The sequence below is a fragment of the Aromatoleum evansii genome, assembly GCF_012910805.1.
GTDB classification, from domain to species: domain Bacteria; phylum Pseudomonadota; class Gammaproteobacteria; order Burkholderiales; family Rhodocyclaceae; genus Aromatoleum; species Aromatoleum evansii.
This window is the reverse complement of the sequence record NZ_WTVK01000032.1, coordinates 15,346-29,993: the sequence shown is the minus strand read 5'-3', so window position 1 is coordinate 29,993 and position 14,648 is coordinate 15,346. Positions and strand designations below refer to the sequence as shown.

At 66.9% G+C, this 14,648-nt stretch carries 17 protein-coding genes and 1 tRNA gene; 10 read left to right on the top strand and 8 right to left on the bottom strand.

Translation table 11 applies throughout. From position 1 onward, the window contains the following. Positions 1 to 14 precede the first annotated feature (14 nt). Positions 15 to 91: transfer RNA gene (locus GO615_RS16590), tRNA-Met, on the top strand. Between the two features lie 109 nt (positions 92 to 200). On the opposite strand, the gene GO615_RS16585 is transcribed toward GO615_RS16590, so the two are convergent. From GO615_RS16585 to otnI, 5 genes are all read right to left on the bottom strand, one after another. Then, on the bottom strand, positions 201 to 599 hold the full coding sequence (locus GO615_RS16585) for a RidA family protein (RefSeq protein ID WP_169130014.1): 399 nt from the start codon (positions 597 to 599) through the stop codon (positions 201 to 203). Between the two features lie 6 nt (positions 600 to 605). Next, on the bottom strand, positions 606 to 869 hold the full coding sequence (locus GO615_RS16580; RefSeq protein ID WP_169130012.1) for a hypothetical protein: 264 nt from the start codon (positions 867 to 869) through the stop codon (positions 606 to 608). A gap of 102 nt (positions 870 to 971) precedes the next feature. Further along, positions 972 to 2,000, bottom strand: coding sequence for a type I glyceraldehyde-3-phosphate dehydrogenase (locus GO615_RS16575; RefSeq protein ID WP_169130010.1), 1,029 nt, complete (start codon positions 1,998 to 2,000; stop codon positions 972 to 974). Between the two features lie 219 nt (positions 2,001 to 2,219). Beyond that, on the bottom strand, positions 2,220 to 2,621 hold the full coding sequence (locus tag GO615_RS16570; RefSeq protein ID WP_169130008.1) for a hypothetical protein: 402 nt from the start codon (positions 2,619 to 2,621) through the stop codon (positions 2,220 to 2,222). Between the two features lie 262 nt (positions 2,622 to 2,883). Next, the gene (otnI, locus tag GO615_RS16565) at positions 2,884 to 3,663 is read right to left on the bottom strand and encodes a 2-oxo-tetronate isomerase (RefSeq protein ID WP_169130006.1); all 780 of its coding nucleotides are present in this window, start codon (positions 3,661 to 3,663) and stop codon (positions 2,884 to 2,886) included. Positions 3,664 to 3,898: 235 nt separating this feature from the next. Between otnI and GO615_RS16560 the strand changes: the two genes are divergently transcribed. The 3 genes from GO615_RS16560 (at position 3,899) to GO615_RS16550 (ending at position 6,209) form a co-directional block, all read left to right on the top strand. Beyond that, positions 3,899 to 4,384 (top strand): bacteriohemerythrin, encoded by a 486-nt coding sequence (locus tag GO615_RS16560; RefSeq protein ID WP_169130004.1) that lies wholly within the window; start codon positions 3,899 to 3,901, stop codon positions 4,382 to 4,384. A gap of 135 nt (positions 4,385 to 4,519) precedes the next feature. Continuing rightward, positions 4,520 to 5,011: an acyl-CoA thioesterase gene (locus GO615_RS16555; protein ID WP_169130002.1), complete on the top strand. Its 492-nt coding sequence runs from the start codon at positions 4,520 to 4,522 to the stop codon at positions 5,009 to 5,011. Positions 5,012 to 5,057: 46 nt separating this feature from the next. Further along, a complete protein-coding gene (locus GO615_RS16550) occupies positions 5,058 to 6,209 on the top strand; it encodes a methyltransferase (protein ID WP_169130000.1) in 1,152 nt (383 codons plus the stop codon). A gap of 21 nt (positions 6,210 to 6,230) precedes the next feature. On the opposite strand, the gene GO615_RS16545 is transcribed toward GO615_RS16550, so the two are convergent. The 3 genes from GO615_RS16545 to gcvA all read right to left on the bottom strand — a co-directional run bounded on the left by GO615_RS16545 (position 6,231) and on the right by gcvA (position 8,906). Further along, positions 6,231 to 7,241, bottom strand: a complete 1,011-nt coding sequence (locus GO615_RS16545; protein ID WP_169129998.1) for a nucleoid-associated protein — start codon at positions 7,239 to 7,241, stop codon at positions 6,231 to 6,233. A 67-nt stretch (positions 7,242 to 7,308) separates the two neighbouring features. Next, a complete protein-coding gene (locus GO615_RS16540) occupies positions 7,309 to 7,860 on the bottom strand; it encodes a hypothetical protein (RefSeq protein WP_169129996.1) in 552 nt (183 codons plus the stop codon). A 146-nt stretch (positions 7,861 to 8,006) separates the two neighbouring features. Continuing rightward, a complete protein-coding gene (gene gcvA / locus GO615_RS16535) occupies positions 8,007 to 8,906 on the bottom strand; it encodes a transcriptional regulator GcvA (RefSeq protein ID WP_211167183.1) in 900 nt (299 codons plus the stop codon). 197 nt (positions 8,907 to 9,103) lie between these two features. Here gcvA and GO615_RS16530 point away from each other — a divergent pair, with 197 nt between their 5' ends. The 6 genes from GO615_RS16530 (at position 9,104) to GO615_RS16505 (ending at position 14,620) form a co-directional block, all read left to right on the top strand. Next, entirely contained in the window at positions 9,104 to 9,952 is an 849-nt protein-coding gene (locus GO615_RS16530; protein ID WP_169129994.1) for a thiamine pyrophosphate-binding protein, read from the top strand. Continuing rightward, the gene (locus GO615_RS16525) at positions 9,949 to 10,950 is read left to right on the top strand and encodes a transketolase family protein (protein WP_169129992.1); all 1,002 of its coding nucleotides are present in this window, start codon (positions 9,949 to 9,951) and stop codon (positions 10,948 to 10,950) included. The genes GO615_RS16530 and GO615_RS16525 overlap by 4 nt, the downstream gene beginning before the upstream one ends. Positions 10,951 to 10,976: 26 nt before the next feature. Then, positions 10,977 to 11,741: an SDR family NAD(P)-dependent oxidoreductase gene (locus GO615_RS16520; protein ID WP_169129990.1), complete on the top strand. Its 765-nt coding sequence runs from the start codon at positions 10,977 to 10,979 to the stop codon at positions 11,739 to 11,741. An 88-nt stretch (positions 11,742 to 11,829) separates the two neighbouring features. After that, on the top strand, positions 11,830 to 12,801 hold the full coding sequence (locus GO615_RS16515; RefSeq protein ID WP_169129988.1) for a TRAP transporter substrate-binding protein: 972 nt from the start codon (positions 11,830 to 11,832) through the stop codon (positions 12,799 to 12,801). Continuing rightward, the gene (locus GO615_RS16510; protein WP_211167182.1) at positions 12,798 to 13,364 is read left to right on the top strand and encodes a TRAP transporter small permease; all 567 of its coding nucleotides are present in this window, start codon (positions 12,798 to 12,800) and stop codon (positions 13,362 to 13,364) included. The genes GO615_RS16515 and GO615_RS16510 overlap by 4 nt, the downstream gene beginning before the upstream one ends. Further along, on the top strand, positions 13,361 to 14,620 hold the full coding sequence (locus GO615_RS16505) for a TRAP transporter large permease (protein WP_169129986.1): 1,260 nt from the start codon (positions 13,361 to 13,363) through the stop codon (positions 14,618 to 14,620). Before GO615_RS16510 ends, GO615_RS16505 begins: the two co-directional genes overlap by 4 nt. Positions 14,621 to 14,648 lie beyond the last annotated feature (28 nt).

Here is a 14,648-nt window from a genome sequence, read left to right as displayed (position 1 = left end):
TAGCAGGCTCGAGCGGTGATGTAGCTCAGACGGTTAGAGCGATGGATTCATAACCCATAGGTCGGCAGTTCGATTCTGCCCATCACCACCACGATTTCCAAGCGAAAGCCCAGCCCTCACCGGCTGGGCTTTTTGCTTTCCTGCCCGCTTTCGCCCGGATCCTGTGTGCGGGCAAGTGGGTTGCATGGAGCGAATACGCGCTATCGAGACGCAAGGCGATTCACCCTGGCCATCGCATCGATCTCGACCAGGGCACCGAGCGGCAGGCGCGAGACTTCCACGCACGAGCGCGCCGGGAAATCCGTCGCAAAGTAGTTGGCATACACGGCATTCACGGCGGAAAAGTCGTCCATGTTCGTCAGGAAGACGGTCACGCGGACAACCTGGTTCAGGCTGGATCCAGCCGCGCGCAGGATCGCCTCGATGTTGTGCAGCGCCTGATTGGCTTGCGTCGCCACGTCAGGGCCAACCAGTTCCCCCGTGGCCGGATTCAAGCCGACTTGCCCGGAGGTCCAGACCCACCCATCCATGATTACGCCCTGCGAATACGGGCCGACAGGAGTGGGGGCGTCCTTGATGAGGACGATCCGCTTGGTCATGCGCAGTCAGAGGAAGCCGATGTGCTTGCGGTCCGGACTGGAGATGACGACCTTGACGAAACGGTGCGGGATGAAAGCCTCGGATTCGATCGTCGGGCGGTTGTCCTTGACGCATTCCGCGACCACATGGAAGTAGTTGCGCCCCGGGTCGGCCTCCCGGCAGTACAGGTAGGTGCCGATGGGGCCTTCGTGCAGATAGTCCTTCAGGACCGGCGCCAGTTCGGAAAGCCCGTCCGGCGTCAGCACCAGGCAAAAGTATTTGCTTGCCACACGACACTCCGTGAATGGTTGCGGCCGCAGAATGCGGCGTGCCCATCCAGAATAGTCGATGCACTGCACATTCGCCGCGCCGTGCAGACGGCGGCGCGACGCTCAGCGCCCCAGCCGCTTCGCCCAGAATGCCGCGACGTCCAGCATGCGGCGCGAGAAGGCCCATTCGTTGTCGAACCACAGCATCAGGTTCACGAGCCGCTCCCCGCTCGCATGGGTCTGGCTGCCGTCGACGATGGCGGAGAAGCCGTTGTGATTGAAGTCCACCGACGCGTGCGGGCCGTCGGAGTACGCGAGCACGCCGTGGCGGTCCTCCTCGGCTACGCGGCGCATCAGGCGGTTGATCGTCTCGACCGTGGCGTTGCGCCGGAGCGTCACCGTCAGGTCGATGGCCGACACGTTCGGCACGGGAACGCGGATGGCCTTGGCGACGACGCGCCCTTCCAGCGCCGGCAGCAGGCGGGAGATGCCTTTCGCGAGGCCGGTCTGGACCGGGATCATCGACTGCATCGCCGAGCGCGTCATGCGCAGGTCGGTGGCGTGGTAGCCGTCGATCACGGGCTGGTCGTTCATCACCGAATGCAGCGTCGTGGTCAGCGCGTGCTCGATGCCGAATGCCTGCTCGAGGATCGCGAGGATGGGCACGACGGCATTGGTGGTGCAGGAGGCGGCGGAGACGATGCGCTCGTTGCCTTCGAGCGACTCGTGGTTCATGCCGAACACGACGGTGCGATCGACATCGGCGGCGCTGTGACCTGGGTGCGAGAGCAGCAGGCGCGGACAGCCGGCGCCGAGGAAGGCTTCGAGTTCGTGCCGGTAGCGGTAGCGCCCGGAAGCCTCGACGAGGAGGTCGGCATCGAAGGCCCGCCAGTCGACGCCATCGGGCGTCGTCGCGTGGGTCACGGTGATGTCCTGGTCGTCGATGTGCAGGCAGCCGTCACGGATGCCGACGGTACCGGGGAAACAGCCGTGGGTCGAGTCGAAGCGCGTCAGATAGGCCATGCTCTCGATGTCTGCCGGCTCGTTTATGGCGACGACGGATAGCGACTGGCGCAGCGGCGATTCGTGGAGGGCGCGCAGGAAGCAGCGGCCGATACGGCCGTAGCCGTTGATTGCGATGCGGAAGCTCATTCGGGGAACGGGACGGACGGGCCATGCGGTTGAATGTTCAAACCGAAGCATAGCCGGAGAAAGGGGGTGCCGTCGCGTTCGCCCGATGCGCCTTGCCGTTCGAAGACCATTGCCCCCTCACCGGACGCGCCCGCGCTGGCGCGAGACACTTCCGGCAAGGGGGGGGAAACTTCCGGTGAGCCTCGCCGTCATGCGGCGAAGCTCGCTGCCGACTTGGTCTCAGCCGACTGTCTCGGTCTCGAACTCCGACTCATCCTCCGGATGGGTGTCGTCGGCTCCCTTCTTGGCGACGACCGCATGGCAGATGTCGGTACCGTTATCATCGCAGCCGGTATCGTCGGGCCGCGGCTTGCGACCTCCGCCATCGTCCGCACCCTTCTTCGCGACGATCGCGTTGCAGATGTCGGTGCCGTTATCGTCGCAGCCGGTGTCATCGGGGCGGGGCTTGGGAGCGCCATCGTCCGCCCCTTTCCTGGCCAGCATCGTTACCGGGGCGGCAGGCGCGCTTGCCTGGCTGCCTTGCGCTGGAGCGGTGGCGGACACGGTGGCTGCGTAGCTCGCGGTGGTCGCGAATCCGAGGACGATGATGGCTGCGGCAAGCTTGCGCGGAAAGGTTTTCATTTTGTCTCTCCTGTCGAGGTTGGGGCACGGGCCGGAACGCCCATTACGATCTGAGTCGTCGAGCGCTGCCCGACACTTCTCTTATGCACTGCGCGTGCCAGCCCGTCCCCGCGAGGAGAGATTTTCTTCAATCCACTGTTTTAATTGATTTTTGCCAACATCCGGCGACATGACTCCGCAGGCAGCCGCGAGCCTGTGGCCGCCCCGCTGCGCGATTCGCCCCACCGGCATGGGTCAATTCCACCAGAACGCCCCCCGCCCGTCAGTCCACGTTCGCCCTCATCCACCCCAGTCCGTCCTCGGTCCTTCCGCGCGGCCGGTACTCGCAGCCGACCCAGCCGGCGTAGCCGAGTTCGTCGAGCAGGCGGAAGAGGTAGCGGTAGTCGAGTTCGCCGTCGTCCGGCTCATTGCGCGCCGGCACGCCCGCGATCTGTATGTGGCCGATGTGAGGCAGGTAGCGGCGCAGCTTGGTGGCGATGTCGCCTTCCATGATCTGGGCGTGGTAGAGGTCCATCTGCACCATCAGGTTGGGCTCGCCGACTTCCTCGCGGATCGCATGCGCCTCGGCCTGGGTGCTCAGGAAATAGCCCGGCATGTCGCGCGTGTTGATCGGCTCGATCAGCACCTTGACGCCGTGCTGCGCAGCAGCCCGCGCCGCATGGCGCAGGTTGTCGACGTACAGGGCGCGCTGCACGCCGGGCGCAACGCCGGGCACGGCCAGGCCTGCCATCACGTGCAGGCAAGGCGTCCCGAGCGCCTGCGCGTATTCGAGCCCGCGCGCGACACCCGCGCGGAATTCCGCCTCGCGCCCCGGCAGCGACGCGAGGCCGCGCTCGCCCGCGGCCCAGTCGCCCGGCGGCATGTTGAAGAGTACGTTGGCGAGTCTGTTGTCTTGCAGCCACGCTGCGACCTCGGCCGGCGCGTGTTCGTAGGGGAAGAGGAACTCGACGGCCGCGAAACCGGCACGCGCGGCGGCGGCGAAACGCTGCGGAAACGGCTGCTCGTTGAACATCATCGTCAGGTTGGCGGCAAACCTGGGCATCGCGGTGTCCTCGGCAAACGGCAGGAAAAGCGACAAGGGGCGAACGCCCCGCGGAGCGGCGATTGTCGCGGACTTCTCCGCACCACGCCAGCATTGCGGCGCCATTCGGATCGCGCCTCGCGGCATGACAGTCACCTTCCCCCGGAGCATAATCGGGCGATGCCGATCCGGTAGCGGCGCCGCCCCGTCTCCGCCGGACCCGCACAACAATTCCAACGTCGTACGGAGAGCACTAATGAGTCAAGTCCTGTTCGAGTGGTCCGACAGCTTCAACGTCGGCATCCAGGAGATCGACGAACAGCATCGCACGCTGGTCGATCTGCTCAACCAGCTGCACGCCGCGATCCGCGACCACAAGGGCAGCCAGGCCTGTCGCGCGATCCTCGACCAGCTGGCGGAATACACGCGCACCCACTTCCTGCTGGAAGAGAGCCTGATGCGAGTGTCGCATTATCCCGGTCTCGAACTGCACAAGCAGCAGCACGAAGACCTCATCGCCCAGGTCAAGTCGCTGCAGGACAAGCTCGACAGCGGCCAGGCCTCGATCAGTTTCGAACTGCTGCACTTCCTGCAGGTGTGGCTGACGAAACACATCAACGAGAGCGACAAGCGCTTCGGCAACCACTTCGTCCGCAACACCGACCTGAAGGGCTATTCGGAGTGGTCCGAAGAGGTGAAGACGACGATGCAGAAAAAGAAGTGGTGGTGGAAGTTCTGGTAATCCTCGCAACGCAGCGCGTCGGGGACGCATGCGGGTTTGCGTCGCCCGGCGCGAGCGCTCAGAATCGCCGCTGGCGCCAATGCGCCGACAGACCCTGAGCACAGGGCGCGCCCCCGAACCCCGACGAGAACAGAGATGGATCTTCCTGCACACCAACTCACGATGACGGTGCTGATGACACCGGACATGGCGAACTTCTCCGGCAAGGTGCACGGCGGCGCCGTGCTCAAGCTGCTCGACCAGGTTGCCTACGCCTGCGCGAGCCGCTACGCCGCACGCTACGTCGTCACGCTGTCGGTGGATCAGGTGATGTTCCGCCAGCCCATCATGGTGGGTGAGCTCGTGACCTTCCTCGCGAGCGTGAACTACACCGGCAAGTCGTCGATGGAGGTGGGCATCAAGGTCGTCGCGGAGAACATCCGCACCCAGGAAGTGCGCCACGCCAATAGTTGCTTCTTCACCATGGTGGCCGTCGACGACGACGGCAAGCCGGTGCCGGTGCCGGCGCTGCGCCCGTTCAGCCCGAAGGAGAAGCGGCGTTTCGAGGCGGCGGAGGCGCGCAAGGCGCTGCGGCTGGAGCTCGAGAAGCGCTTCGCCGAGACCCACGGGTCGGCCGACAAGGCCTGACCCCGCCCCTGCGCCCCGCGGGTGGCGCACTTATCAAGGAAAACCGATGCAGGATCACCCGCAAATCGTCTGGCAGGATGAGACCGGCGCGACACATTCGGCCCGCTGGCGCTCGGAAAGCGGCAGCCCGCCGCCGCGGCGGGTCGTGCTCGTCGACGACCAGACGCCCGCGGACCAGGCCTACCGGCTCGCGTGCGAGGGCACGGCGCTGCTGTACCGCGGCGACTTCCACAATGCGAAGCAGCTGCTGCAGGCGATGGCGCGGCGCATCGAGCGCAAGCCGCGCCGCCCCGGCAAGCCCGCCGCGGCGAAGAGCACGACCGAGAGCTTCCACCTGCATCGCCAGGCGCAGGCGCAGCGCGCGCGGGTGCTAGGCATGCTCCTGCTGCCCTTCGAGGCCGGCCACGACCTGCCGCTGCGCCGCGCGCCGGACGTGCGGCAGGCCTGCACGGAAGCCTATGGCGCCGCCGACGAACCCTATGTCGCGTCGCTGCGCGAACTGCTGGGCCTGATCGGCGCGCACGAGTGGCGCAAGAAGGGCGTGCCGATCCCGGCGCTTGGCGCGGCGATCCATCCGCATTACGGCGTGTTCTCGCCGGTGCGCGGCGAATACGTCGATCTCGTCGCGCAGGCGCCCCTGCCCGCGGCCCTCACGGGTGACGCGACAGCCTTCGACGTGGGAACCGGCACCGGCGTGATCGCCGCCGTGCTCGCGCGCCGTGGCGTGGCACACATCGTCGCGACCGACCAGGATCCGCGCGCGCTGGCCTGCGCGGGCGAGAACATAGCGCGCCTCGGCTATGCGGGACAGATCGAAGTCGTGCAGGCCGACATGTTCCCCGAGGGGCGCGCGGCGCTGGTCGTATGCAACCCGCCGTGGGTGCCGGCGCGCCCGAGCTCGCCCGTCGAATACGCCGTGTACGACCCCGACAGCCGCATGCTGCGCGCCTTTCTCGCCGGCCTCGCGGCGCATCTCGCGCCCGGCGGGGAAGGCTGGCTGATCCTGTCGGATCTCGCAGAGCATCTGGGCCTGCGCTCGCGCGAGGAGCTGCTCGCGGCGATCGACGCGGGCGGCCTGCAGGTGCTGGGAAGGCTCGACGCCCGTCCCCGGCATGGCAAGGCGAGCGACGCCGACGATGCGCTGCACGCGGCACGCGCCGCGGAAGTCACGTCGCTGTGGCGCCTCGCCGCGCGCTGAGCCGGCGCGAGCGCTGTCGCCTCATTCCTCCTGCAGCATCTTCTTGAGGTACTCGGGCAGGCCCGACAGCACCAGCGTGTCGCTCGCGCGGTCGTAGTGCACGGCGCCCGAATGCAGGCTCGCGCGGTCGAATTCCAGCTTCCACTGCTCTCCGGCGGCACGGAAACGCACCAGCGGGCGGATTGCGCGGCGGTCGGGGACGAAGCCGCTGGCGAGCGGCGCCTCGCCGGACGAGAGGGCCGCGTCAAGGCGCTCCGGCTGCTCGGGCCACACCTTGCGCGCGATCTCATCGAGCGCGAGCGGCGAGCCGGCCTCGCCCAGCTCGTCGAGGTAGCCGTGCGCGCGTTCCAGCATCGCGTCGCGCGCGGGCGCCTCGAGGCGCTGCGTGTCGGCGAAGTCGGAGAGACGCTGCACGAGCTTCTTGGTTTCCTTCAGCGCGATCACGACGTCGCCACAGCCGAGGAAGCGCTTGAACCAGGGCGCGACATCGCCGCGCCCCTTGAGGAAGCTGATGTAGCGCTCGTCGCCGCGTTGCCAGCCGGTGAGGTCGATGCGCCCCACTGCGGGCAGCGCCGTGAAGTCGAGATGCAGGCAGTCGACGATGTCGAGCGCGCCGGTGACGGCGCTGCCGACGGCCTCGCCGACCACGGCGATCCACAGGCAGTCGGTCGAGCCTTCGAGGATGCGCGCGATCACGACGTAGCCCGTGACCTCCGCGCCTTCCTCGTCCGCGCACAGGCGCAGCGCGTCCATCATGCGATGCGACAGCGCGGCGAAGTCGAGGCTCTTGTCCACGACGTGCTCGCGCACGAGACGCGGCAGGGGCGTGTCCGACTCCGCCTCCTCCGCGAAGCGCCCGTAGCCCCTGCTGCTGCGGTCCGCGTAGTGGCCGCACAGGCGCTCGACCAGGCGCAATGCGGCATCGTCCACACGGCACGCGCCCTCGCGCAGCTCGGCGCTCGCCGGGCTCTCGCCGGCGCGGTGAAGTTTGTGGACGACGAGGTGGGTGACGGTGTGCTGGACCTGGCTCATTGCGGCATCTCGTGCAGACGGGGGCGCGATTCTCGCACGCCCGGAGCTGCACGTGACCGCCTTCGCGTCACGCGTGCCAGGCGTTGAAGCGGGATTCCGCCTGGTCGAACAGCGCTTTCACCTTCTCCACTTCCCAGGGCTCCTCGACGAGCGTTTCGTGATCCCACATGCTGCGCTGCTGCGGCGGGGCGAAGAAATCGCCGCCATATACGTGGATTGCGCAGCTCATCTTGCCGATCGGGTTGAGCACCGAATGGATCGCGTCACGCTCGAGCGCGGTGACATCCCCTTCCCCCAGCGAAGTCGCGCCGAACGCCTCGATGCCCTGCGGGGACCGGCGCCAGAACACGTTGTCCTCGCGCCCCGCGTAGATTCCGACCACCGAGAACATCCAGTGGTTGTGCGGCATCAGGCTCATGCAGGGGGCCCACACGAAATTGATGATCGTGAGTTCGGGCGAGCGGAGCAACGCGTTGATGCCGGCATGTGCGGGCGCGCCGAGCGCGGCGATGATCGAGGGGCCGTCCGAGACGGCCTCCGCGACGATCTCGCGCACCGCCGCCGGGCCTTCCGCCACAGCGTGCGTGCAGTCGTGGATGAACCGTTCCTTGTCGAACATGGTCGCTGCTCCTGCACCGATTCACGGCCGTCGCGTCCGTGAATGCTGCCGTGCCCCGGCTGCGGGCACCTTCCGCCCGTATACGGGCGGTCCGAGCTTCATTAATAGGACAGCTTGCAGGCGGTTACCAGCGGGGACTCCCAACTTCACGCCACCCTCTCCAGTTCGCCGAAGATCCAGTCCTGGAAGCTGCGGATCTTGGGCAGCTCGGCGCGCGATTTCAGCAGGTTGAAGGTGTAGCTCTGGACCTTGGGCCCCTCCAGGCCGAAGGGGGCGACCAGGCGCCCGGTCTCCAGCTCGCGCTGAACGAGAAGCAGGCTTTCGAGGCACACGCCGAGGCCGTCCACCGCGGCGCTGATCGCCATGAAGGAGCGGTCGAAGCGCAGGCCGCGGGAGATGTCCAGCTTGACCTTGCGATGCTGGCGCATCCAGTCGCGCCAGCTCACGAGGCAGACCTCGCTGTGGATCAGGGTGTGGTGCTGCAGGTCCTCGGGCGTGCGCAGCGGGTGGGGGCCGTTCGCGAGTTCGGGCGTGCACAGCGGCACGATGGTCTCGGGCGGAAAGAGCAGCACCATGGTGCCGGCCGGCTGCAGTCGCCGCATGCCCCAGCGGATGTCGATATCGACGCCCTGCGTGAGCAGGTCCGGCGGTGGCGGGTAGGACGAGTTCAGGCGCACGTCGATGTCGGGATGGGCCGCGCTGAACCGCGCCAGCCGCGGCATCAGCCACTGCGTCGCGAAACTGGGCGTCGAATGCACGGTGAGGATGTCGCTCTTTTCGGTGCGCCCGAGCTCGCGGGTGGCCAGGTCGATGCGCGAGAACGCTGCGGATACCTCCTCCGCGTAGCGCCGCCCGGCGTCCGTCAGGACCACCGCACGGTGCACGCGGTGGAAGAGACGGACCCCGAATTGCTCCTCCAGGAGCTTGATCTGGTGGCTCACCGCGGAGGGCGTCACGAACAGTTCTTCTGCTGCAAGCGCAAAAGAAGACAGCCGCGCAGCGGCTTCGAAGGCTTGCACGGCCTTGAGGGGGACACGATTTTGCATTGCACCACTCACATGAATCCAGTTCACCTATCAGCCATGATTATTCGTTTGAGCGCGATTTGGCAAGGGAATACGATTTCTCCACTCGCCGGACGGACCGCGGACGGCCCGAGCGAAGGTGGAGAGACCCCTCTCACGACAGAGAAAGAACCCCCTCCCGACGTCGTCGGACGGCGGGACCTACAAAGGAGATTTGCGTGGATATCAGCGTGGCAGCCAATCGCGCCCGAGTCGCCGAACACGCCTACTGCATCCGGCGCAACGCGCTGCGGATGGGTGAGGTGCAAGGCCAGGGCTACATCGCCCAGGCGCTCGACATCGCCGACGTGCTGGCGGTGGCCTACTTCAACTCGATGCGTTACCGCCCGGAGGATCCGGACTGGGAAGGCCGCGACCGCTTCCTGCTGTCGAACGGCCACTACGCGATCGCGCTGTACGCGGCGCTGATCGAGGCGGGCATCATCCCCCAGGAAGAGCTCGAAACCTACGGCAGCGACGACAGCCGCCTGCCGATGTCGGGCATGGCGAGCTACACGCCGGGCATGGAGATGTCGGGCGGATCGCTGGGCCAGGGCCTGACGATCGCCGTCGGCCGCGCGCTCGGCCTGAAGCGCAAGGGCTCGGACGCCTTCGTGTATACGCTGTTCTCGGACGGCGAACTGGACGAAGGCGCGATCTGGGAAGGCCTGATGTCGGCCGCGCATCACAAGCTCGACAACATGATCGCGATCGTCGACGTCAATAACCAGCAGGCCGACGGCCCGTCGTCGCAGGTGATGGCCTTCGAGCCGCTTACCGAGAAGATGCAGGCCTTCGGCTGGTTCACGCAGCGCATCGACGGCAACGACCTCGACGCCGTGATCGCCGCCTTCGACGCCGCGCGCAACCACCCCCTGCCCCAGCCGCGCATGATCATCGCCGACACCCTGATGGGCTGCGGCGTGCCCTTCCTGGAAGCGCGGGAAAAGAACCACTTCATCCGCGTCGATGCGCACGAATGGCAACTGGCCCTGGAAGCGCTGGAAGCCGGGAGGAACCAAGCATGAGCACTGCAACCGCAGCAAAACCCAAACTCAAGACCTCGGCGATGATCGCGTCGATCGCCGGCGAAGGCCAGCGCACCGTCGCCGCGCCCTTCGGCCACGCGCTCGTGAAGCTCGCCGCCGAGCGTCCCGAAGTGGTCGGCATGACGGCCGACCTGGCGAAATACACCGACCTGCACATCTTCGCGCAGGCCTACCCCGAGCGTTTCTACCAGATGGGCATGGCCGAGCAGTTGCTGATGGGCGCCGCGGCCGGCTTCGCGCATGAAGGTGCGATGCCCTTCGTGACCACCTACGCGGTGTTCGCGACGCGCCGGGCCTACGACTTCATGCACCAGACGATCGCCGAGGACGACCTCAACGTGAAGATCGCCTGCGCGCTGCCGGGCCTCACGACCGGCTACGGCCCTAGCCACCAGGCGGCCGAGGACCTCGCGCTGATGCGCGCGATGCCGGGCATGACGATCATCGACCCGTGCGACGCGCTCGACATCGAGCAGATGGTGCCGGCGGTGGCCGAACACAAGGGTCCGGTGTACATGCGCCTCCTGCGCGGCCAGGTGCCGCTGGTGCTCGACGAGTACGACTACAAGTTCGAACTCGGCAAGGCCAAGCTCGTGCGCGACGGCCGCGATGTGCTCGTGATCTCGTCCGGGATCATGACGATGCGGGCGCTGGAAGTGGCCAAGGCGCTGGAAGCGGATCGGGTCGACGTGGCCGTGCTGCACGTGCCGACGATCAAGCCGCTCGACACCTCGACGATCCTGCGCGAAGCGGGCCGTTCGGGCCGCCTCGTCGTCGTCGCCGAGAACCACACGACGATCGGCGGCCTGGGCGAGGCGATCGCGACAGCCTTGCTGACCGCCGGCGTCACGCCGCCGTTCCGCCAGATCGCACTGCCCGATGCCTTCCTCGACGCCGGCGCGCTGCCGACGCTGCACGACCGCTACGGCATCTCGACCAACGTGATGGCTTCGACCATCAAGAACTGGCTCGGCTGAGCCGGCCCCGACCCCAAGGAACAATGATGAGCAATTCGCTTCTACTCGAAGGCAAGGTCGCGATGATCTCCGGCGCGGCATCCCCGCGCGGCATCGGCCTCGCCACGGCGCGCATGTTCGCCAGGCACGGCGCCAAGGTCGCCATCCTGGATCTGGACGAGAAGGCCGCCGCCGACGCCGCCGCTTCCATCGGACCGGAACACCGCGGTTACGCCTGCAACGTCGCCGACCGCGACGCCTGCCAGATCGCAGCCGGTCGCGCCATCGCCGACTTCGGCCGCATCGACATCCTGATCAACAATGCGGGCATCACGCAGCCGGTGAAGACGCTGGAAATCGACCCGGCGAGCTGGGATCGCATCCTCGACGTCAATCTGCGCGGCGTGCTGTACCTGTCGCAGGCCGTGATCCCGCAGATGAAGAAGCAGGGCGGCGGCTCGGTTGTCAGCATGTCGTCAGTGTCGGCGCAGCGCGGCGGCGGTATTCTCGGCGGCCCGCACTACTCGGCGGCCAAGGCCGGCGTGCTGGGCCTCGCGAAGGCGATGGCGCGCGAATTCGGTCCGGACAACATCCGCTTCAACTGCGTGACCCCCGGCCTGATCGACACCGACATCACGAGCGGCAAGCTCGACGATGCGAAGAAGGCCGAGATCGCGGCGACGATTCCACTCAACCGGCTGGGCAAGGCCGACGAGATCGCCGGAGCCTACCTGTTCCTCGCGTCCGAGCTGTCCGGCTACATCACCGGCGCGGTGATCGACGTCAATGGCGGCATGCTGATCCACGGCTGACGCGGCAATCTAAAACTATCGAACCCACCCTTTCGCGCGGGCTCGCAAAGACCCGCCGCGAGGGGACATCGGAAGGCAGGAGACCCTCATGAAAAAGACTTTGATCGCGCTCGCAGCAGGCCTCGCACTGGCCACGACACCCGTCTGGGCGCAACAAGTGCTGCGCCTGTCGCACAACGCCGCGCCCGGCAACCCGAAGGCCGAGGCGTCCAAGAAATTCGCCGAACTCGTCGCGCAGAAGACCGGCGGGCGCGTCAAGGTGGAAGTCGGCGGCAGCGCACAGTTCGGCGACGACACGGAGTCGCTGACCAACATGCGCCTGGGCACGCTCGCCTTCAGCGCGAATTCGCAGGGCGCGACCTCGGGCGTCGTCCAGGAATTCTCGGTCATCGGCCTGCCCTTCCTGTTCCGCGACCTCAATCACGCCTACCGCGTCGTCGACGGCCCGGTCGGCGCGAAGCTCGATGAGTTTGCCCGCAAGAAAGGACTCGTCGTGCTCGCGCTGTGGGACAACGGCATCCGCCACACCAGCAACAACAAGCGGCCGATCGTGAAACCGGAGGACCTCGCCGGCATCAAGGTGCGCACGCCGCCGGACCCGATCACCCTCGACATCTTCAAGTCGCTGGGCGCGAACCCCGGCCCGCTCGCCTTCTCCGAGCTCTACATCGCGCTCCAGCAAGGCGTGTTCGACGGCCAGGAGAACCCGCTGATGAACATCTACTCGTCCAAGCTGCATGAGGTCCAGAAGTACATCTCGCTCACCGGCCACAAGTACGAGACCACGCCGCTGCTGGCGAGCAAGATGGTGTGGGACGGCCTCTCGAAGGCGGACCAGCAGGCCGTGAAGGAGGCCGCGGTCGAAGCCGGCACGCTGAACCGCCAGATGTCGCTCGCGGCCGACGCCGATCTGCGCAAGAAACTCGCCGACGCCGGCGTGAAGATCAACGACGTCGATCAGGCGGCTTTTGCCGCGAAGACCAAGCCGGTCTATGACAAGTGGGCGCAACAGTACCCCGACCTCGTCAAGCTGATCGTTGCCGAGGCGGGCAAGCAATGACTGCCGCTCACTCCTCTCCCCACGTTGTGGAGCCAGCCGGTTTCGCAGCTCCGGTGGTGAAGTGGGTGGACAGCGCGATCGTGGCGGCGAGCGTCGCGATCGCCGTCGGCTCGCTCGTCGCGATGTTCGTCTCGCTGATGGCCGAGGTGATCGTCCGCTACCTCACCAACCAGGGCATGGGCTGGCCGACCGAAATGCCCAACATCCTGTTCCCGTGGCTGGTCATGAGCGGCATCGTGCTGGCGGCGCAGCGCGGCCAGCACATCGCGGTCACCGCGCTCAACACCCTGCTGGGCCGCAAGGGTAACCGCGTGCTGCTGCTCGGGCAGCAGGTCCTGGTCGCCGCGACCTTCTTCTATCTCGCCTGGGTCGGTCTCGACGTCATCGAAATCACCGGCAGCGAGGAGTTTCCGGTCACCGGCATCTCTGCGCGCTGGGCGTATCTCGCGCTGATCGCGGGCTTCGTCGGCCTCGGGATCACGGCGCTGACGACTTTCGTGCATCTGCTGGTGGCGAGCGACCCGCTTGCCGTGCGCGCACACAACATCGAGGAGGACGTATGACCCTCATGATGATTCTGGTGTTCGGGGCGCTGCTCGCCCTGGCCCTCCCCGTCGGCTACGCACTGGTGATCAGCTCCGGCCTCGCGGCGATCACCGTCGGCGAAATGCCGAGCGTCGCCGCGGTCGTGAAGATCTTCCAGCCGACGCAGAGCTTCCCGCTACTGGCGATCCCGTTCTTCATGCTGTCCGGAAACCTGATGATGGGCGGCACGCTCGGCAAGCGGCTGATCCACTTCGCCACCTCGCTCGTCGGCCGCTTCCACGGCGGTCTCGGGCAAGTCACGGTGGTCGGTTCGACGGTGTTTGGCGGCGTGTCCGGTTCCGCGGTCGCCGAAGCGTCCGCGCTCGGCTCGATGCTGATCCCGTGGCAGAAGCGCGAAGGCTATCCCGGCGCGTTCGCCGCCGCGGCCACCGCCTCGTCGTCGGTGATCGCCGGCCTGATCCCGCCGTCGATCCCGCTGATCCTGTTCGCCGCGGTGTCCAACGAGTCGATCGCCGCGCTGTTCCTCGCCGGCATCCTGCCGGGCCTGCTGCTATGCAGCGGCTTCATGCTGACCTGCTATCTCTCGGGACGGCTGCGCGGCTTCAAGCGGCTCACCGAGCAAATCACGCTGCGCGACATCCTGCGCGCCACGGTCGCCGCGGCTCCGGCGCTCGCGATGCCGGCCTTCATCGTCGTGCTGCTGCGCGCCGGCATCGCGACCCCGACCGAGGTCAGTGTGATCGCGGTCTCGTATGGCCTGCTCGTCAGCGCACTCGTGTATCGCGACCTGACCCTGCGCAGGCTCTACGATGCGCTCGTGCATACCGCGCTGACGACCGGCGTCGTGATGCTGGTGATCGCGGCGTCGAACCTCGTCGGCTACGTGCTCACCGTCGAGTCCGTGCCGACGGCAGTGGCCGAATGGACCGTGAGCGTGCTCCAGTCGCCGGTCATGATCATCCTGATGCTGAACCTGATCATGCTGGTGGTCGGCATGTTCCTCGACCTGCCCGCCGCGATCCTGCTGCTCGGCCCGACCTTCGTCGCGATCGGCAACGCGATCGGCCTCGATCTCGTCCAGCTCGGCATCATGATGGCGGTCAATCTGAGCATCGGCCTCTTCACGCCGCCCGTGGGCACGACGCTGTTCATCTCGGCTGCGATCTCGCGCGAGCCCGTCGGCAAGATCGTCCGCGAGCTGTGGCCCTTCTACCTGGTGGCGGTGACGGTGCTGGTGCTCATCTCCTACGTGCCCGCCTTCACCCTCTACTGACCCCATCGGGACCCCGCCGCGCGCGGGG